A 19,407-nucleotide genomic window follows, 5' to 3' on the forward strand; every position below is an offset into this window, starting at 1 on the left:
TCAAAAATCGCACGCGCACATGAGACCCCCGCTCGGGCTATGCCCTCCCGGCGGTCTCATGCGCGCGCCAAAGGTGGCCTGGTCTTGCTCCGCCTAATGGCCGGATTTTACTCCGCCGTTGACAGGGCAGGGGATCGCCTTCTCGATGGGCAATCTCGACGACGTTTTGCGGCAGCGATTCCAGAGCTACGCACAACTGAAGGACGATCCCCTCTCCGGTGAGGATTTTTCATCCGCGTATCAAAGCTGGTCCGACACCACCCGCGACACGATCGGGGGCACTCTCAAGGCTGCGAACCTGACAGCAGAACAATTCTCGTCGGAGGAAGCGACCATGGGCCGATTGCGGACGATGTCCGGCACGTCTGTGGGCCAGATGCAGGCCCTGCAGGTCGGTCACCAGATAGCCACCCAGCAGGTCGCGCAGATGCAAAAGCTGCGAGGGCTGGTGTCCCAGCAGATGACGATGATGGGCACCTGGTACCAGTCCGAACAGGCCGCCCAGGATCTATCCCAGACCCGACGCGAAGATTTTTTCAGTGCACCTGGCAGCTATCCCACCTCCGGTGGTCAGCAAATGGAGCCGCGATTTTGAGGTTATTTCTCGTTTTCGGCATTTGTGCTGTGATCGTCATCGCGGTCTTTGGCATGGCTTACGTCATCATCTCAGCGCCTGCAGGTGTTCCGAATGACCGCAAACAGCAGCCTCTCGGCGCTACCGCGCTCGAGAAGGAATACCCCACATCGGGCGGCCAGCAGATGAGGCCAAGGTTTTGACACGGATATTGGCTCGCGCCACACTCGCTGTACTCATCGGTCTGACCGTTACGGCCCCCGCCTTTGGTCAGGCCGGCGACATACTTACCAACATCGACAACGCAGCTCACGCTGCCGCTTCTGGATGGCAGACGACTGTCATGCAGGCGGCGCGATCTCTGTTCTGGATCCTTGCCGGAATTGAAGTCGGTATCGCCGCAGTGTGGCTGGCGATTCAAGGCGCTTCACTCGACAATTGGTTTGGCGAACTCGTCCGACGCATCCTTTTCATCGGCTTCTTTGTCTTTGTGCTCGAGCAAGGCCCTGCCTTTGCTCAAGCCGTGGTCGATAGTCTGTTTCAGATCGGGGCAGGGAGCGGGTCAGCTTCTCCGGCGGACGTGTTCAACGCCGGCATGCGGGTCGCCGCGCAAATGAGCGAAGACGTTCGCTTTGGCCTGTTTGAGGACAATGCCCTCGCGATCGCGGCGGTGTTTGCGATGATCGTCGTGGTTATCTGCTTTGCCTTGGTTGCTGCCATCTTCGTCGCCGTGATGGTGGAAATGTATGTAGGCCTACTCGCCGGCATGATCATGCTGGGCCTGGGCGGTTCGAGCTTCACCAAGGATTTCGCCGTTCGTTACCTAGTCTATGCCTTCAGCGTTGGCATGAAGCTGATGGCGCTCGTCATGATCGCCCGCATTGGCTCAGAGGTACTGATTGAGATGGCCGATGCCAGCTCGAGTGACGACAAGTTCCTGACCTCGCTCGCTATTGCCGGCATTGCAGTCGTCGTGTTCATGATCTCGATCTATGTGCCCGCCATCATCCAGGGCGTTATCCAGGGTGTTTCGGTCACCAATGGCGGCGAGACACTACGCCCAACCTTTGGTTCCACGCAGTTTGGTGCCGGCGTTGCCGCCATGGGTGCAACCGCAATGGGCGCTGGCGGCCGCGCCGCAGCTGGTGCCTTTGAAAAGGGCGGCTTTACAGGTGCTGCCGCGGCCGGATCGGCAGCAATGGCATCGACCGCCATGCGGGGACTTGCCGCGACTGCCTCGGCGGTCAAGGACCAGGCCATTGGCGGACCGGGAAGCTTCGGCACCACCACCATGGGCCTGGCGAATGCCAAACTCGCAGCCAGCGACGCCCGTGCAAACCCCTCTTCCAACGGCCAAAAAGCCGGCAAGCCGTAAGGCGCGCCGGAGCATCGAGCAATTCCCATGCCCAAGCATATGCCCCCAGACAATCCCTACCTTGCCGCGCGACTCGAGTGGAACGAGCGTTATGGTGGCTTCGTCCGAGCTGCCAACAGCTGGCGTCTGGTCGCCGTCATCTCGCTAGTCATGGCCCTGATCGGGATCGGCTATGCGCTCTTTCAGAGTACTCAGGTCAAGCTGGTACCCTACATCGTCGAAGTCGATCGGTTAGGAACCCCAGCGTTGGCGGGTTTCCCCGAGCAAATCGAGTATGCAGACCCGCGGGTGGTGCGATCCATGCTTGGCGGCTTTGTCGCCGGGTTCAAGTCGATCACGCCCGATGCCGTCGTCCAAAAGCAATACATCGACCGCACCTATGCCCTGCTGCGGACCACCGACCCGTCCACCGAAAAGGTGAATGCCTGGTTCCGGGGTGCAAATCCATTTGAGCGCGCCCGGACTGTCACTGTCTCCGTCGAAATCAACAATGTGGTGGCGCTCTCCAACCAGTCGTACCAGATCGACTGGACCGAGTTCGAGCGCGACCGACAGGGCAAGGAACTCGCGGCCAGGCGCTTTCGCGGCATCGCGACCGTAACGCTCTCCCCACCGCTGGATGAGGCCACCATTCGCCTCAACCCCATCGGCCTTTACATCCGCGACTTCGATTGGACGGCACAGCTGTGATCTTATCCAAGTTTTTTTGCCATGACATCAGTCCGACAGCGCCACGCCCGCATCCTCGTGTCGCTCGCCTGCTTGTTCCTCACGTCAAATGTGGCCCTGGGGCAGGCCATGACTGCCAATGAGACCAAAGGCACGAGCCTGTCCGGCCAGTGGCAACACGGCGAAGGTCTCGTCACGCACGGGCCAGACGGCAAGGTTGTGTTCCTCTATGGGGAAGTGCAGCCATCGGTCGTCTGCTCGCCCCTTCAGGTCTGCGACATCGAATTGCAGCCCGGCGAAGTCGTCCGGGACGTGTTGGTCGGCGACAGCGGCCGCTGGAAGGTCGAGCCAGCCACCTCTGGAGCGGCCAGTGCTCAGGCGGTGCATCTGATCGTCAAGCCGTCGGAGCCTGGCATCGAAACCTCTATGGTGGTGACCACCTCGCGACGCACCTACCACATCCGTCTCAAGTCTCATCACGCCGACTACATGGCCCGGGTGGGCTTCGAATATCCCGACGACGTTGCGGTCAAGCTCGACGAAATCAACCAGCGGATGGAAGCCAACATCATCGGTGGGGCAGGGGTCCCTGCCGAGAATCTTGATTTCGGATTCCGCACCGAGGGCGCCGCCCGGTGGAAGCCCACCCGCATCTATACCGACGGGCTCAAGACCTACATTCAATTTCCCTCGGCGCTTGCCGGCAGTGATGCGCCCGTCGTGTTTGTCATCTCCGGCGGCGAGAACCGGATCGTCAATTATCGACTGCAGAACAACATGATGGTCGTCGACTACCTCATCGACCATGCCGTGCTCGTATCGGGCGTCGGTAACCGGCAGCAGAAAATTACCATTCGGCGGGGACAATGAAAAAGATCGCGCAGTTCGTTTTCGCACGGCAGATGCTCGTTTTGGTGGGTCTGGCAACGAGCCTGGCCGGCTGCCAGACCTTCGGTCTCGGCACCTCTAGCGTCCTGGTCAGTACCGATCATGCACAAGTATCCGCGGCAGCTGCGGCTGTGATCGCCGAGGATCTGGTCGGGCGTCTCGCTGAAATCGTCGGCCCCGGCACCGGCACGGTTTCACTCCAGCCCGACGACTCAGCCTTTGCCCTCGCCCTGGAAACGTCATTGCGGAACTGGGGATATGCGGTTGCGGTTGATCAGAAGACCGATGGCGAGACCATCATACCTGTCGCCTATGTGATCGACGTATTCGAGGGCAGCGTGCTTGCGCGCCTTTCGACCAACACCGCCGACCTCGGTCGCGCCTATTCGCTGACCAATAACGGCGCGACCCCAGTGAGTCCGCTATCGGTTCTGCAACGCGGCTAGGGAGGCAGCAATGGCATCGCTCGATATCTCGCCGAAACCGCGAGAGGACACCGCTGGCCCCAAGGTCCGTCGCCTCAATCGCGTCCCAGTCATCATCGCCATTGCGCTCACCGTGATCTTTTTGGTGGTCATCATCTATGGGATTTCAACGAGGGGCATCTATGGACCAGGAGGGCGGGGACTCGATGCCACCAATGGACTGCCCGCCAGCAGCTTCGGGGACCGTCTCAAACAGGGCATACCCGACGGGGTCATCGAGGCACCGCGACCCGAGCCCATCCGCGTGCAACCAGAGCCCACGCCTGTTGTTCCAGCGGCAAATCCTTTCCAGCCAGCGCCGCCAGCAGCATCCCCAATGCCGACTGGCCCAGTCGTGGAAGCCGAGGAGGATTGGCGGGCACGACTGCATCGGGAGCAGGAGGAGCAGATGCTGCGCGAACTGCATCGGCAAAGGATGGCCAGTTTGCAGGCCGACCAAGCGGCACAGGACTCCCCTATTGCCGTCAATCTCAAGCACCTAGCAGTCGGCAACGGCGAACCATCAAACCCTACCGCACCCGGGGCAGGGCGCCCTGATCTTGCGGGCCTCTATGCCGCATCGTTGCAGGGAGCCGGGCAAGAGAACGTCGATCCCAATGGTCAGGCTGCCAAGGAGAGCTTTTTCAATCAGGATCTCAAGGATCTGGGATATCTGCCCAATCAGGTCGTGGCACCGATTTCGCCCTATGAGCTAAAGCGGGGCTCGGTTATTCCCGCGACCTTGATCACGGGCGTTAATTCCGACCTTCCGGGGCGGATCATCGCCCAGGTCAGCCAGCACGTCTATGACAGCGCAACGGGACACCACGTCCTTATTCCACAGGGGACTCGGCTCTTCGGCCGCTACGATTCCAAAATCACGTTTGGACAGCGCCGGGCGCTGGTGATCTGGACGGACATCGTTTTTCCAAACGGCTCAACGCTTCAGATCGGCGGCATGGCGGGCGCAGACATGCAGGGGTATGGCGGTTTCTCCGATCAAGTCGACAACCACTATTTCGAGGTGTTTGGATCCGCGATCCTAGTGGCTGCTATCGGCGCAGGCATCGACATGGCCCTTCCGGATGACCGAGGCTCAGCAGACAACAGCGCCACAGATGCCGCTCGGCGATCATTTGCAGAAACTTTCAGCGAAGTCGCAGACCGCACTATTGGTCAGAACATGGAGGTTCAGCCAACATTGGAAATCCGGCCGGGATACTTGTTCAATGTGTTGGTAGACCAGGACATGGTTTTCCCGGGTCCATTTTGATCAAACACCTAGCCCTGCCTTGCCGCGAGTACCGCCAGTTTGGCAGGGACCGATATTACCTGCCGCACCAGTTCCACGCGTTCGGACGTGTAGTATCCGGCGACGTTCAGAATGTTCACCACGGCAATCAGGGTGTCTCCGATTATCACCGGCATGTTGATGATCGACTGGCACCCGAGTTCGTTGATCAGCTCGTGGTCGAAAAGTACCTTCGACATGTCTTCGATCGTGTTGGCGACGAAATATGCGCGTTGCGTGTGCACCGTGTCGAACCAAGGGCCGTAGTTTATCGGCTTGGTACCCGAGGTTGGATAATTCACCGGATCACTGGTGTAAGCGCGACGGCTGAGGTCATGTTCCATGTCCACGACCATCACGGTAAACAGCTTGGCGCCCACGGTCGCGCGCACCAGTTCCTGAAGAGCCAGGTAGGCCTGGTCGGCGCTTTTGGCCTGCGCAATGGCGGTATCGAAAGACGCGATGGCGTCGAGGTGCGTGTTCATCAAAATGTCTTGCTGCGCACTCAAGCCCAGTATTTCTTGAGCGTGCTGGGCGTGTGCATGTTGCCGTAAAGGTAGGTCCAGAACTCTGCGCGCCGTTCGGGGGGCACCGTGCTCCAGACCTCGTGCACGGCCATGTCGCCACCGTAATAGGCGTAGACGAAGGGCGCCCGCAGGTTGTGGCTGAGGAAAGCCAGACGGGAGCGGGCGGTGACAGGGTCCTGGAAGCCCTTGGCAGCAATGATCAGCACGATCTCGTCGAGCGACATGCCCTGCTCATGCATCATCCACGCGGCGTTGCAGCGCAAGGCGCTGCGCAGACGCTGGAGGGCAACGCCAAGCTCATCCTCGGGGCCGTTGACCCAATCGAGGAAGAACATGCCGTTGTCGGCAATGCCTTCAAACAGGGCACTGCTGGCCGAACTGGTGACGACCTGGGCGGCATCGAGCGGCATGGTGCCATCAGCGACGTGGCGTTCGCGCAGCCCCATGTGAACCAAGTGACCCGGGAACACTTCGTGGGTGGCCAAATGCTTGAGCGAGAAGCGGGTATAGGGGAAGTCGAGATTGAGCAGCACCTTGCGCGTCGGATAATCGCAATAGGCCGAGAAGGGCACTGCGGTAACGCCAGCCGGTTCCATCCACTCATTCGCCATGGACGGATACATGGTCGCGGCGACGCGTGTACGGGCTTCGACGATCAGGTCTGACAGGGTGCTGAGCACCCCATCGACGGGTACCCGTGCCTGCTGTTCCCAACGCGCAAAATCGGCGTCGAGCGAGCCACTGGAAAAGCCCAGTTCGTCGAGCTTTTCGCGGATGGTCGTACGATAGCCCTCCAGTTCCTCGTCGGGCACCAGCGTGGTAGTGACGCGTATCTGGCGCGCCACGCGATCGGCAAAATTGATCGGCTTTTCCTCGAACGTGGTGACGAGCGCCAGCAGCGAATCGATCATCTCGGCGATGTAGTCGTGCCGCAACGGGCTCTCTGCTTCCGCCGGCAGGCGGTCGCGCAGCGCTTCGAGCCGGGCAACGGCCTCGCCGTAATTGGCCAGCGGGGTTGGCTCCACCGGGCCGATGGCGACGGGGATCAGTCCTTCCTTGTCGAGAAAGCCATCGCTGCGGGGCGTGTTGCGATAGAGCAGGTCTATACCAGCGATAAGCTCAGCCAGTTCCTTGCCAAGTTTCATGGTGATGTTCCTAGACGTGACCGGCAACCGGCTTGGGGTGGTAGGGCGCTTCCATCAGGGCGACGTCCTCGTCGCTGAGCTTGACCTCAAGGGCGGCCACGGCGTCGTCAAACTGGTGCAGCTTGGAAATGCCGACGATGGGGGCGGTGATGCCCGGACGCGAGGCAACCCAGGCATAGGCGATCTGCGCGGGCGGGCGGCCATGTCGTTCGGCGACAATACGCACAGCGGCGACAACGGCATCGTCCTGCTGCTGCGAGCGGTCATAGAGCGCGCCGGCGGTCTTGTCGGTCTGCGAGCGCGTGGTGGCGGCTGCCGCATTGCCGGTGCGGCCAGCCAGACGGCCGCGGGCGAGGGGGCTCCAGGGAATGACGCCAATGCCTTCTTCGCGGCAGAGCGGCAGCATTTCGCGCTCTTCCTCGCGATAGATCAGGTTGTAATGCGGCTGCATTGACACGAAGGGCGCCCAGCCATTGGCCCGCTGCATGCCGAGGGCCTTCATGAACTGCCATGCATGCATGGAGGAAGCGCCAAGGTAGCGCACCTTGCCGGCGCGCACGACGTCGTTGAGGGCATCGAGGGTTTCCTCGAGCGGGGTCTCATAGTCGAAACGGTGCAGTTGATAGAGGTCAATATAGTCGGTGCCCAAGCGCTTCAGGCTGCCATCGACCGCTTCGAAGATGTGCTTGCGCGACAGGCCCCGATCATTGGGGTCCTGGCTCATGGGGTTATAGAGCTTGGTGGCCAGCACCAGCTTGTGGCGGGGCAGGGGCGAGAGCACGCGCCCCACCACTTCCTCGCTGGCACCGGCAGAATACATGTCGGCCAGATCGAAGAAATTAATTCCCAGATCAACGGCTTTCTTGATGATCGGGCGCGACGCTTCTTCGTCAAGCACCCAGGGCGCCCATTTGGATGAGCCGAAGGTCATGCAACCCAGTGCCAGTCGCGAGATCTTCAGACCGGTACGGCCGAGGTTGCTATATTCCATTAGAACACCTTGTCGAATTTGTACGAAGTTTGGCCGAGCTTTCCAACGCGGCTTTTGCCGATTCATGCTGAATTTGCGCAGGGAATGGCTGAATTTCGTGCATTTCTGCACACATTTGCAGCGAATGCAAACTATGTGCAAAAAAACTCCAATCCCTATTGCGCATGGCAAACCAGCTGTTACGGTTGAGGTGTACTGACACGGTAGAACACGCATGTTTCCGATTGATGCCTCAAGCATAGACAAGTCGCTGCCTGTTCCGGTGGGCACGCAACTGCATGGCTTGCTCAGCTACACGCTGGCATTCGGCGACCTGGCGCATGGCACCAAGCTGCAGTCGGTACGGCAGCTAGCGGCGGAACTTGGCATCGCGCCGATGACGGTCAGTCAGGTCTATCAACAGTTGCGCGACGAGGGCCTGATCGAGATGCGTCAGGGGCTCGGTGCGTTCATTGCCCGCGAACACAATGGTGCAGCCGATCAGGACCAGCCGATCAACGCACTACGCGCCGATATCGAAAAGGTCATCGGCAAGGCCGCGGCGCTCGGTGTGTCCACCATGGCGCTGGTGTCGATGATCAATGCACAGGCTCACTTGCGCCAGCCGAGCGTGGGCCTCCGTCTGGTGTTCGTCTGCATTTTTGAGGGCCCGGGGCGCGACTATGTCGAGCAGATCCGGCCTGCGCTGGGCGTCAATGACAGCATCCGCCTTGTGACGCTCAATAGCATCCGCAGCGCCGGTGCCGAGCGGGACGCCTGTATCCAGGCCGACCTGGTGCTGACCTTCATGCATCGCGAGGGGGAAGTGCGTGGCGTGCTCGGGGTCGAGAACGTCCTGGGGCTGCGCTTTATCCCCTCCCAGCAGACCAGACAGAACCTTGCCGGACTCGATCCGCGCAAGCGCGTCGCGGCTGTCACCCACTTCCAAGAATACATCGCGATCATGCGCCCAAGCGTGCGTGAATTCGCGCCCCATATTGCTGATGTGCGGGTCACATGGTCGTCGGCGCCGGACCTTCAAGAGGTCATCGGCGCCTGTGACGTGGTGATCTACGCCACGGGCGCCGACCACGTCGCCGACCTGGTACGCGCCAATGTGCAGTGTTTCGAATACCGCCACGCCCCCGATCCGGGTGCGCTGGACACTTCGCTGGTACCGCATCTGACCGCATTGCGGCAGCGGCGCGTTACGCAGGAAACCGCAGTGGAAGGGACCGCTGCGACCAATCCGGCCAATCTGGTCAGCCAGCCGGCCGCATAGACAAATCAAGCAAGGGATTAGGGAATGAAGAGCTTTCTGATGACGACCAGCGCCATTGTGGCGTTGAGCTTTATGCCTGTTATGGCCATGGCGCAGGATGCCCAGACCATCGTGATTGGCGCCGACGTCGACGCCGGTACGCTCGACCCACGCCTGACCCGCGACAGCACGGCCTCGCGCGCTGCCGACCTGATCCATTCGGGCCTCGTCCACATCACTCCGTCGCTGGAAGCGGTGCCGGACCTGGCCGAGAGCTGGGAAAATCCCGAACCGACCACATTCATCTTCAAGCTGCGCGAAGGCCTAACTTTCTCGGACGGCTCCCCGCTGACCGCTGAAGACGTCGTGTTCACCTTCACCACGCTGATCGACCCCGAATTCAACGCGCCGCAGCGCGCGCTGTACTCGCCCATCTCGGCTGTTGAAGCTGTCGATGCGCAGACCGTCAAGTTCACGCTAAGCGCACCCTATGCGCCGCTGCTAAGCTATCTCGACATCGGCATCGTCTCCAAGACGCTGGCCGAAGGCGGCACCGACATCGCGCTGAACCCGGTCGGCGCCGGCCCAATGAAGCTGGTGTCGTGGAACCGCGGCAGCGAGATCGTGCTTGAGGCCAATGACAGCTACTGGCGCGGTACAGCTGCAGTCGAGAACGTTCAGATCAAGATCATCGGCGACAACTCGGCACGCGCTCAGGCGTTCGAAGCTGGCGATCTTGACATCATCCAGTCCCCGCTGTCGCCCCAGGATATCGAACGCCTCGCGGCCGACGATCGCTTCGGCAATGCGATCATTGCTGGTCTGGGCGTCAACTACCTGAACTTCAACATCAACGACCCAATGCTGGCCGACTCCAAGATGCGCCAAGCATTTGCCATGCTGGTGGATCAGGAAACCATCGTCGGCGACATCTATCAGGGCGTCGACCAGGTCACGCATTCGATCCTGCTGCCATCCTCGTGGGCCTATACCGACACCATCTCGCAGCCGACCTTCGACGTTGAAGGCGCTGTTGCGCTGTTCAACGAACTAGGCTGGACCGACAGCAATGGCGACGGCACGCTCGACAAAGACGGCGCCGACCTGGCGATCACCCTCGCGACCCACAGCGAGGATCCCAACCGCGTACAGACCGTGGAATTCCTGCAGGCCGTCTTTGAAAGCGCCGGCGTGAAGGCCACAGCCCAGATTACCGATTGGCCGTCGTTCTCGACCAATTACGTACAGGCGGGCAAGCACCAGATCGCGCTGCTCGGTTGGCTCAACATCGTCGATCCCGATCGCCTGATGTTCGCCCAGTTCACCACCGGCGGCCCGTCCAACTGGGGTGGGTACAGCAATCCTGAAGTCGACGCACTGCTGCAGGAAGCCCGCTCGACCCTCGAAACGCCGGCTCGTGTCGCAGCCTACCAGAAGGTTGCAACGATCCTGGCTAAAGAGCTGCCCTACTACGTCACCTCGGCTCAGGGCTACCAGATGTTCTACGCCAAGGACCTTCCAGTGGAAGTTCAGGCCACTCCGCGCGGCAACTTGCGCGGCGTGATCGGCTTCAACGACTAAACTATACGGTTTCCGGCCGGCGCGCTGCGCTGGCCGGGTCTCCTGCCTGATTGAAGGACTACGTCATGACGTTTTCGCAGCGCCTGAGCGCCGACTATTATGCATCGGTGCATCGCGATATCCGCGCCCGAATGGCCGAAACCGGCGTCGACGTGTTGCTGCTCGATTCAAATGACGACGTCATCTATACGACCGGCTTTTCCCATTACACGACCGAGCGTCCGGTGGTGTTCGCACTGACCCAGGCCGATGCCTATCTGCTAGTGCCAGAACTGGAGCGCCATCACGCCAGCGAGCAGAACACTGCCGCCGAGCTGGTGGTGTATTTCGAATTTCCCGGCCGCGATCGCCCCTTTTCCGTGCTGGCGCGCAGGCTAGGTGACCTCAAGGGCGTGATCGCCCATTCGCCCGGCATATCGTTTGGGCGGGTACCCCAGATCGCCGCCGCCTTCCCCAACGCCCGGGTAGTGGCTTCAGGTATTGTCGGGCAGATGCGGCTGACCAAGCGTCCCGAGGAACTGGCGCTGCAGCGCGAGGCCGCGCGCATTTCGGACTCCATGGTGAGCGCGGGCGTCGCCCTGATCGGCGAAGCGCTGCGCACCGGCAGCCTGATGCCGACCGAAATCGAGATCGAATCCCACATCATTCGCCACGCGCTCGACACCATGTATCGCGAGCATGAGGATGTCATGCTGGTGCAGGGCACAGCGGGCGGGCTGGTCTATTCCGGCCAGCGCTCGGCTTTCCCCCATGGCATGCCCACCGGCCATCGTCCGCAACGGGGCGAGAGCATGATCCTGTCGCTGGGCTGCCGCGTCGGTGGCCGCGCCGCCGAGAGCGAGCGCACCTTCATTCTGGGTGAGCCTAGCAAGGAACAGGAAAAATTCTACACCATCGCGCAGCAGGCTCAGGCCATCGGCACGGCCGGCCTTGTCGCCGGCGCGACTTGTGCCGCAGTCGATGATCGGGCTCTCGCCTTTATCCGCGACTCCAACATGAGCCAGTATTGTCTGCACCGTGTCGGTCACGGCATGGGCGTGATGTTCCATGAGCCGCCCTGGGTCGAGAGTGGTGACGACACGGTGCTGCTCCCCGGCATGGTGTGTTCGTCCGAGCCGGCGCTCTACGTGCCGGGCCTCGGCGGCTTTCGCCTCGCCGATACCGTGCTGGTGACCGAAACGGGTCCCGACAGCCTGACCAAGTTCCCACGCAAACTCGACGAGATCGTGATTGCCTGATCCCCTTACCCCCTGACCGCAAGAAAGGAGTCGACGCAATGGTAGCCTATGTCCTCCGCCGGCTTCTGCTGCTTATCCCCATGGCCATCGGCATGGTTGTCGTCACCTTCGGCCTGCTGCTGCTCATTCCCGGCGATCCGGCCTCCGTGCTGCTCGGCCAGGATGCGACGCCCGAAGCCATCCTCAACCTGCGCAATACGCTGGGCCTGAACGATCCCTGGTATATCCGCCTCTGGGACTATTCGGCCGCGCTGCTGCAGGGCGACATGGGGCGCTCAATCTTCCAGAACCAGCCGGTCTCCGAGATTATCTTCGGCCGTCTGGGCGCGACGATCGAGCTGGCCGTGGTGGCCCTGCTGCTGGCGACCCTTATCGGGCTGACGCTGGGCGTCGTGGCAGCGATCCGTCAAGGGTCGTGGATCGACACGGTCACCATGTTGTTTGCCCAGCTTGGGGTGTCGATGCCGGTCTATTGGCTGGGCCTGCTGCTGATGCTGCTGTTTGCGGTGCAACTGGGTTGGCTGCCCTCGATCGGCCGGGGCGTGCCGCTGCATGAAGCGGTTGTGGCTGCCTTAACCGGACGTCCGCAGGTCCTGTGGGATTCCCTGACCCATATGGCGCTTCCGGCGCTGGCGCTGGCTGCCAATTCGGCGGCCATCATCTCGCGGCTGGTACGCGCTTCGATGCTCGAAGTGCTGCGCGAAGACTTCGTGCGTACCGCCTATTCCAAGGGCCTGCGCCGGGGTCGCGTGGTCATCCATCATGCCCTGCGTAACGCGCTGCTACCGGTGCTCAGCGTCATTGGCCTTCGCTTCGGCGCGCTGCTGGGCGGCGCGGTAATCACCGAATCCATCTTTGCCTGGCCTGGTCTTGGCCAGCTCACCATCGCCGCCATCTCGCAGCGTGACCTGCCGCTCATTCAGGGCATCGTGCTGACCTTCGCCATCGTCTTCGCGCTGGTCAATCTGGTGGTCGACCTCCTCTATGCAGCGGTCGATCCGCGTATCCGGCTCGGGTGATATCAATGCGTCTGCCTAAAGCTCTTTCGAACATCTCCCTCGTCGTGGGGCTGGTGATCTCCCTTGCGATCATTCTCTGCGCCATCTTCGCTCCCTATGTGGCGACCCACGGCGTCGAGCAGATGGACATGCGCAACCGCTTTGCTGGCCCATCGGTCGAGCATTGGCTGGGCACCGACAATTTCGGCCGCGATCTGTGGTCACGTCTGGTGTTCGGCGCCCGCATCTCGCTCACCATCGCCATTATCTCGGTGGTCTGCTCGGCGGTGATCGGCACCGTGGTGGGTCTGGTCGCGGGCTATTTCGGCGGCTGGGTCGATCAAGTCCTGATGCGCATCACCGACGTGTTTCTGGGTTTCCCGGCTATCGTTCTGGCGCTGGCAATCGTCGCCGTTCTGGGGCCGGGCGTGCTCAACGTGTCCTTCGCGATCATCGTGGTGGCTTGGACCGAATATGCCCGGGTCGTGCGCTCTACCACGCTGGTACTGCGCGAGCAGAATTATGTGCAGGCGGCCCGTGCCCTGGGCGCGAGCCCGGCGCGCATCATCTTCAAGGAAGTGATGCCCAATGCGCTCGGCCCGATCATCGTGCTGTCCTCGCTGGGTCTCGGCACCGCCATCATTTCGGAATCGGCGCTCAGCTTTCTCGGCTTTGGCCTGCCGCCGCCCACCCCCACTTGGGGCTGGACGCTGGCTTACGGCACCAAGTTCATGCGCGACGCGCCGCTGCTGTCGATCATTTCGGGCGCGACCATCATGCTCACCGTTCTCGGCTTCAATCTCCTCGGCGATGGGCTGAGGGACGTTCTCGATCCACGCCAGCTGTCACGCGGCGGGGCAAAGGCCGGCAAGGCCAAATAGTTTAAGGAAAATTGGAATGGTAAAGTCCATCAATCAGCTTCGCCCGAAGTTCACCACCAATGCCGATGGCAGCGATGGCGTGCTGTTCATCCATGAGCTGGTCGGCGAAGAAGACGGTCCGACGATCGGCATTTCCGCTTCGATCCACGGTAACGAGAACACCGGATCGCAGGCTATTCTCGAGCTGTTCCGCATCATCAAGGACATGCCGCTCAAGGGCCGCATCCTGCTGCTGCCGGTTGCCAACCCCCAGGCTTTCGCGGTCAACGAACGCTTCAACACGATCGACAAGGTCGACCTCAACCGCCAATTCCCCGGCAGCCCGACCGGCACCTACAGCCAGCAGCTGGCTCATGCGCTGACCGAGCAGTATTTCAACGTCATCGACGTCCATATCGACCTGCATAGCGGTACCGACCGGCCGACCGTGGACTATGTCTACATCTGGAATGACGAGAACCTGTCGCGCGCCTTTGGCTCCAAGCTGCTCTACCGCCCGGTCGAGACCAAGCAGGGCACCGTGTTCGGCGGCACCACCAAGTCCGTGACCATCGACAAGCGTAATATCCCTGTCGCCGTGATCGAGCTCGGTGGCGGCATCATCGACCAGACGCCATATCTCAAGCGCACTGTCGATGGCATCCTCAACATGTTGCGCTCCAAAGGCGTGATCCCGGGCGATGTGGTTCCCAATCCAAAGCAGATCGTCGTTACCGAGCTGGCTGGCGTGCGTCCGACCCAGGGCGGTTGGATTGAGACGCTAGCTCCCGCCAATGGCGAAGTCATCACGGGCGACCAGCTGCTGGGCCGCGTCGTCAGCCCCTACAACTTCGAGGTGCTCGAAGAGATCAAGACCCCGTTCGCCAATGGCGTGATGATCATGCAGCACCTGACGCGCAACCTCGTTCAGAGCGGCGACTATGCATACATGGTCGGCAATCTCGATGGCGCAACCGACTGACGATTTGCATCGCGACGCCCCGGCGGCGCAGACAAGGCAAGGAAATCTACACGATGAGCGACCACCCCCCCTTCTCTGAGGCACCCGTCCTGCAGGTCACAGATCTGGAAATCCAGATCCGGGGCGCCAATGGGTCGTTCACCGTGGTTTCCGACATGAGCCTGTCGGTCAAAGCCGGCGAAACGCTATGCATCGTCGGCGAGAGCGGCTGCGGCAAATCGATGACGGCACTGGCGTTGCTGCGCCTCCTACCGGAGGCGGCCCAAGTCAGCTCGGGCAAAATCCTGATCGATGGCGAGGACTTCCTCGCCATGAGCCCCCACCAGGTTGAGGATTTCCGTGGCGATCAGATCGCGATGATTTTCCAGGAACCGCTGACGGCCCTCAACCCGGTTATGCGGATCGGCGAGCAGATCGCCGAGTCCGTCCGCCAACACCGCAAATGCTCCCGCAAGCAAGCCAATGAGCGGGCCATCGAGGCGCTGCAACTCGTGCAGATGCCCGACCCGCGGCGCCGGGCAGGACAATATCCGCATGAGCTGTCGGGCGGTATGCGTCAGCGCGCCATGATCGCCTTGGCGCTGGCCTGCGACCCCAAGATCATCATTGCTGACGAGCCGACCACGGCGCTGGACGTGACCATCCAGGCCCAAATCCTGGGACTGATCTCGGACCTGCAGAAGCGGCTCGGAACCGCGCAAATTCTCATCACCCACGATCTGGGCGTGGTGTCGGAAGTGGCCGACCGCGTCATCGTGATGTATGCCGGTCGGCGCGTCGAAGAGGCGAGCATTTTCGATCTCTTCGATCGCCCCTTCCATCCATATACGATCGGCCTGATGGGCGCGGTGCCGCGCCCCGGCGCTTCCGCCGATGCCGGCGACCGCCTGGCCGATATCGCGGGCACCGTGCCCCCGCTTTGGGACTTGCCTGCGGGCTGTGCTTTTGCGCCGCGTTGCCCCAATGCCTCGGCACGATGCCTCGAGGAACGTCCACCCTTTGAAGAAAAACGGCCCGGCCATTGGGCCGCCTGCTGGGAGCATAATAATGCAGCCTGATAGCGGACCGCTCCTGAGCGTCGACAATCTCCAGGTCCACTTTCCCATTCGCGCCGGGGTACTCCAGCGCCAGGTCGGGGCCGTCAAGGCCGTCGATGGCGTCAGCTTCACGCTCGGGCGGGGCGAAACGCTCAGCCTCGTGGGCGAAAGCGGCTGCGGCAAGTCCACTACGGGGCTCGCGCTGATGGGGCTGGTCAAGCCGACAGGCGGGCAGGTCAATTTTGACGGCCAGGCGATCCGGAGCTTTGGCCGTACCGAGCTCAAGAGCTATCGGCGCCGCATGCAGATCGTCTTTCAGGACCCCTTTTCCTCGCTCAATCCGCGCCAGCGGGTTCGCGATATCATCCGCGCGCCACTCGACATCCACAAGGTCGGCACCGTGGCCGAGCGCAAGGATCGCGTCGCCGAACTGATGGAGCGGGTGGGCCTGCGTCTCGACCAGGCCGAAAATTACCCACATCAGTTTTCTGGCGGCCAGCGCCAGCGGATCGGCATTGCCCGCGCCCTGGCGCTCAAGCCGGATGTGATCGTCTGCGATGAGCCGGTGTCGGCGCTCGATGTATCGGTGCAGGCACAGATCCTCAACCTCCTGGGCGATCTGCAGCGGGACCTCGGCGTTTCCTATCTTGCGGTGTCGCATGACCTCGGCGTCGTCGAATATATCTCGCATCGGGTTGCGGTGATGTATCTGGGACGGATTGTCGAAATCGCGCCCAAGGCGAAGATTTTCGCCATGCCGACCCATCCCTATACCGAACTGCTGATGCGCTCGGCGCCGTCGCTAGATCCGCGCAATCGCCACCAGTTCAGTGCCAACAACGACGATATCCCGAGCGCGACGCGCAAGCCCTCGGGTTGCGCGTTCCACACCCGCTGCCCGCTAGCAACCGACGTGTGCAAGCGCATCGACCCCGAGCTAACCGCGCGTGATGACGGCAGGCTCGTCGCCTGCCATCACAAGTAGATTTTTGAGCTTTCAGGACCGAACATGACTTCGAGCTATCTCTTCACTGGCGGCCGCGTTCTCGATGCGGAGGCCGGAATGCTGCGCGATGGCCTCGATGTGCTGGTGACCGGCGATCGTATCGTGGCGGTAGGGACGGACATTTCAGCGCCCGAGGGCACGATCGAGATCGCGCTAGCCGGCCGCACGCTGATGCCGGGGCTGATCGATTGCCATGTGCATGTCGTCGCCGAAACGCTCGACCTGTGGGGCAACATGATTGCCCCATCTTCGCTGGCCACCTTGCGATCTGCCCGCGTCATGGAAGAGGCGCTGCTGCGCGGCTTCACCACCTTGCGCGATCTGGGCGGCGCCGATCACGGGCTGGTGCGGGCAGTCGATGAGGGTCTGATCGATGGCCCGCGCCTGGTCATCTGCGGCAAGGGTCTGACCACCACCGGTGGCCATGCCGACCTGCGCTCGCGCAGCGATGATCGGCCGGGGTTGTTTTCCGACCGCGTCGGGTCGATGGGGCTGATCGTCGATGGCGTCGACAATGTCCGCGCCGCCTGCCGCACCATGATCAAGGAAGGCGCCAGCTTCATCAAGGTGATGGCCAATGGCGGCGTGTCCTCGCCCAATGACCCCATCCATTCGATCCAGTATTCGCGCGACGAAATCGCCGCCATGGTGGAAGAGGCCGCAAATGCCGGGCTCTATGTGTCGGCTCATGTCTATACCGACAAGGCTATCGCCCGCTGCGTCGAACTCGGCGTGCATTCGCTGGAACATTGCAACCTGATCGAGCCCGAAACGGCCCGCGCTGCGGCCGAAAAGGGCTGCATCGCCGTGCCGACGTTGGTGGCCTATGACGCGCTGGCCATTGAAGGCGAAGCGCTGGGACTGGGTGTGGCCGAATTTGCCAAGATCGAAGTGGTCCGCAGCGGCGGGCTGCGCTCGCTCGAAGTGATGCGCGATGCGGGCCTGCCGATGGCATTCGGCTCGGACTTGCTCGGGCAGCTGCGCAAATATCACGGCATGGAATTTGAACTGCTGGCCAAGGTGCTGACGTCGGCGGAGATTATCCGGTCCGCGACCATAATCGGGGCGCGACTGTGCCGGCTTGAAGGGGAGGCGGGCGTCATCGCCGAGGGGGCTTCCGCAGACATTCTGGTGGTGGATGGCAATCCCCTGGAAGACCTTTCCTTGCTGCAGGACGACGGCTCTCATATGTCCTTCATCATGACGCGCGGACGCTTCGCCAAACACCAGCTGGGCTGAACGTCTGCAGGCATTGAAGGTGTTGCATGCTCCTGGGATTGTTCGTTTTGCTGGCCTGCCAGCTTGTCGGCGAGGTGATCGCCCGCGGCCTTGGCCTGCCGATTCCGGGCCCGGTCATCGGCATTGTACTGCTGTTCATCGTTCTGGTCGTGCATGGTCGGCTAAGCCGGCCTGAGGCGGCAGAGCAGGGGGAGGTAGCCAAGGTCGCCGATGGCCTTCTGGCCAATCTGGGCCTGGTGTTCATTCCGGCCGGGGTCGGCATTTCCCAGCATTACCAACTCATCCTGGACAACGGCTTCGCCCTCGTCGCGGCGCTGGTGATATCAACGGTTCTGACCCTGATCGTGTCTGTTGGCGTGTTTCGTGGCGTAAGCCGCATCGTTGCCCGCCGGGAGAACCGACTGTGAGCACAGCGCCCAATTTTGACCTCTGGATCTATCTGTCCACAAGCCCGCTGCTGTGGCTGACCATGACCATCGGGGTATTTCTGGCCGCCCAGCGCATCGCCAAGGCCAGTGGCTACCACGCCGCCGTCAACTCGGTGCTGATCACCATCGTGGTTACGGCCGTGGTCTTGCAACTGACCGGCACCAGCTACGCACTCTATTTCGGAGGCGCCCAGTTCATTCACTTCATTCTCGGCCCGGCAACAGTGGCGCTGGCGGTGCCGCTCTATCGCAGCCGGAGCCTCGTGCGGGCCTCGGCCCTGCCCATCATCGTGACGCTTCTGGTTGGGGCGCCCTTCGCCATCCTGTCGGCGACCGGAATTGCCCTGCTGATCGGTGCCAGTTCCGAAATCATTGCGGCACTGGTCCCCAAATCGGTGACAGCCGGCATCGCGGTCGGCATAGCGGGCGAGATCGACGGCGAGCCGGGCCTCACGGCCGTGCTGGTCATCGCCACCGGCATTCTGGGTGCGTTAATCGTCACGCCACTGATGGATGCGCTCAAGATTACCGACTATGCCGCGCGGGGTTTCGCCGCCGGGCTCACGTCGCACGGCATCGGTACGGCCAGGGCCTTTCAGGTGGACCAGATCGCCGGCACGTTTGCCGGACTCGCAATGGCATTGAACGGCCTAGCAACAGCGATGTTCGTCCCCCCGATCTTTCAGTACATTGTGCATTCGTGAACAGCAATCAGGAATAAGGCGCATTGCGGACCGGCCGCTTCCGACCCCATGCACGAACCCGCTTTGCGGGAGGGCGGGTGCGGCGTGGTCGCGGTTTCATTATAGACTTGGGATCAAGCCGCACCTGATCTGACGATGGAGTTCCCTTCAACCAGAGGAACTTGCCATGG

The 19,407-nt window shown here is 61.7% G+C and carries 20 protein-coding genes and 1 pseudogene; 18 read left to right on the forward strand and 3 right to left on the reverse strand.

Features of this window, described 5'->3' with window-relative positions; all coding sequences use genetic code 11:
• Window positions 1-124: 124 nt before the first annotated feature.
• From trbJ to trbI, 7 genes and pseudogenes are all read left to right on the forward strand, one after another.
• Window positions 125-595, forward strand: a pseudogene (trbJ, locus tag ACX3OZ_RS20150) (P-type conjugative transfer protein TrbJ); the annotation flags it as partial.
• A complete protein-coding gene (locus ACX3OZ_RS20155; RefSeq protein WP_459105396.1) occupies window positions 592-777 on the forward strand; it encodes a TrbJ/VirB5 family protein in 186 nt (61 codons plus the stop codon). The pseudogene trbJ and the gene ACX3OZ_RS20155, both read left to right, overlap by 4 nt.
• Window positions 774-1,949, forward strand: a complete 1,176-nt coding sequence (gene trbL / locus ACX3OZ_RS20160) for a P-type conjugative transfer protein TrbL (protein WP_459105397.1) — start codon at window positions 774-776, stop codon at window positions 1,947-1,949. The genes ACX3OZ_RS20155 and trbL overlap by 4 nt, the downstream gene beginning before the upstream one ends.
• Before the next feature lie 27 nt (window positions 1,950-1,976).
• Window positions 1,977-2,639 carry a conjugal transfer protein TrbF gene (gene trbF / locus ACX3OZ_RS20165; RefSeq protein WP_459105398.1) on the forward strand — a complete coding sequence of 221 codons (663 nt, stop codon included), beginning with the start codon at window positions 1,977-1,979 and terminating at the stop codon, window positions 2,637-2,639.
• A gap of 21 nt (window positions 2,640-2,660) precedes the next feature.
• Window positions 2,661-3,488 carry a P-type conjugative transfer protein TrbG gene (trbG, locus tag ACX3OZ_RS20170; protein ID WP_459105399.1) on the forward strand — a complete coding sequence of 276 codons (828 nt, stop codon included), beginning with the start codon at window positions 2,661-2,663 and terminating at the stop codon, window positions 3,486-3,488.
• Entirely contained in the window at window positions 3,485-3,952 is a 468-nt protein-coding gene (gene trbH, locus ACX3OZ_RS20175) for a conjugal transfer protein TrbH (RefSeq protein WP_459105400.1), read from the forward strand. Before trbG ends, trbH begins: the two co-directional genes overlap by 4 nt.
• A gap of 10 nt (window positions 3,953-3,962) precedes the next feature.
• Window positions 3,963-5,243 (forward strand): IncP-type conjugal transfer protein TrbI, encoded by a 1,281-nt coding sequence (trbI, locus tag ACX3OZ_RS20180; protein ID WP_459105401.1) that lies wholly within the window; start codon window positions 3,963-3,965, stop codon window positions 5,241-5,243.
• Between the two features lie 8 nt (window positions 5,244-5,251).
• On the opposite strand, the gene ACX3OZ_RS20185 is transcribed toward trbI, so the two are convergent.
• The 3 genes from ACX3OZ_RS20185 to ACX3OZ_RS20195 are packed head-to-tail and all read right to left on the reverse strand — an operon-like array spanning window position 5,252 to window position 7,924.
• A complete protein-coding gene (locus ACX3OZ_RS20185) occupies window positions 5,252-5,746 on the reverse strand; it encodes a GAF domain-containing protein (RefSeq protein WP_459105402.1) in 495 nt (164 codons plus the stop codon).
• Window positions 5,747-5,766: 20 nt separating this feature from the next.
• Window positions 5,767-6,933 (reverse strand): hypothetical protein, encoded by a 1,167-nt coding sequence (locus tag ACX3OZ_RS20190; protein ID WP_459105403.1) that lies wholly within the window; start codon window positions 6,931-6,933, stop codon window positions 5,767-5,769.
• Window positions 6,934-6,943: 10 nt separating this feature from the next.
• Window positions 6,944-7,924 carry an aldo/keto reductase gene (locus ACX3OZ_RS20195; protein WP_459105404.1) on the reverse strand — a complete coding sequence of 327 codons (981 nt, stop codon included), beginning with the start codon at window positions 7,922-7,924 and terminating at the stop codon, window positions 6,944-6,946.
• A gap of 214 nt (window positions 7,925-8,138) precedes the next feature.
• Between ACX3OZ_RS20195 and ACX3OZ_RS20200 the strand changes: the two genes are divergently transcribed.
• From ACX3OZ_RS20200 to ACX3OZ_RS20250, 11 genes are all read left to right on the forward strand, one after another.
• Complete coding sequence (locus ACX3OZ_RS20200) at window positions 8,139-9,185, forward strand: GntR family transcriptional regulator (protein ID WP_459105405.1); 1,047 nt, start codon at window positions 8,139-8,141, stop codon at window positions 9,183-9,185.
• 24 nt (window positions 9,186-9,209) lie between these two features.
• Complete coding sequence (locus tag ACX3OZ_RS20205) at window positions 9,210-10,745, forward strand: ABC transporter substrate-binding protein (protein WP_459105406.1); 1,536 nt, start codon at window positions 9,210-9,212, stop codon at window positions 10,743-10,745.
• A gap of 65 nt (window positions 10,746-10,810) precedes the next feature.
• On the forward strand, window positions 10,811-11,983 hold the full coding sequence (locus ACX3OZ_RS20210) for a M24 family metallopeptidase (protein WP_459105407.1): 1,173 nt from the start codon (window positions 10,811-10,813) through the stop codon (window positions 11,981-11,983).
• A 38-nt stretch (window positions 11,984-12,021) separates the two neighbouring features.
• On the forward strand, window positions 12,022-13,002 hold the full coding sequence (locus tag ACX3OZ_RS20215; RefSeq protein WP_459105408.1) for an ABC transporter permease: 981 nt from the start codon (window positions 12,022-12,024) through the stop codon (window positions 13,000-13,002).
• A 5-nt stretch (window positions 13,003-13,007) separates the two neighbouring features.
• Window positions 13,008-13,862 (forward strand): ABC transporter permease, encoded by an 855-nt coding sequence (locus ACX3OZ_RS20220; protein WP_459105409.1) that lies wholly within the window; start codon window positions 13,008-13,010, stop codon window positions 13,860-13,862.
• Window positions 13,863-13,878: 16 nt separating this feature from the next.
• Window positions 13,879-14,823, forward strand: a complete 945-nt coding sequence (locus tag ACX3OZ_RS20225; RefSeq protein ID WP_459105410.1) for a succinylglutamate desuccinylase/aspartoacylase family protein — start codon at window positions 13,879-13,881, stop codon at window positions 14,821-14,823.
• 53 nt (window positions 14,824-14,876) lie between these two features.
• Window positions 14,877-15,881 carry an ABC transporter ATP-binding protein gene (locus ACX3OZ_RS20230; protein WP_459105411.1) on the forward strand — a complete coding sequence of 335 codons (1,005 nt, stop codon included), beginning with the start codon at window positions 14,877-14,879 and terminating at the stop codon, window positions 15,879-15,881.
• Window positions 15,871-16,845, forward strand: a complete 975-nt coding sequence (locus ACX3OZ_RS20235) for an ABC transporter ATP-binding protein (protein WP_459105412.1) — start codon at window positions 15,871-15,873, stop codon at window positions 16,843-16,845. The genes ACX3OZ_RS20230 and ACX3OZ_RS20235 overlap by 11 nt, the downstream gene beginning before the upstream one ends.
• 24 nt (window positions 16,846-16,869) lie before the next feature.
• Window positions 16,870-18,105, forward strand: coding sequence for a metal-dependent hydrolase family protein (locus ACX3OZ_RS20240; protein ID WP_459105413.1), 1,236 nt, complete (start codon window positions 16,870-16,872; stop codon window positions 18,103-18,105).
• Window positions 18,106-18,131: 26 nt separating this feature from the next.
• Window positions 18,132-18,512 carry a CidA/LrgA family protein gene (locus tag ACX3OZ_RS20245; RefSeq protein ID WP_459105414.1) on the forward strand — a complete coding sequence of 127 codons (381 nt, stop codon included), beginning with the start codon at window positions 18,132-18,134 and terminating at the stop codon, window positions 18,510-18,512.
• Window positions 18,509-19,237 (forward strand): LrgB family protein, encoded by a 729-nt coding sequence (locus tag ACX3OZ_RS20250; RefSeq protein WP_459105415.1) that lies wholly within the window; start codon window positions 18,509-18,511, stop codon window positions 19,235-19,237. The genes ACX3OZ_RS20245 and ACX3OZ_RS20250 overlap by 4 nt, the downstream gene beginning before the upstream one ends.
• The last annotated feature ends 170 nt before the right edge of the window (window positions 19,238-19,407 follow it).

It is taken from the genome of Devosia sp. A369, assembly GCF_054489345.1.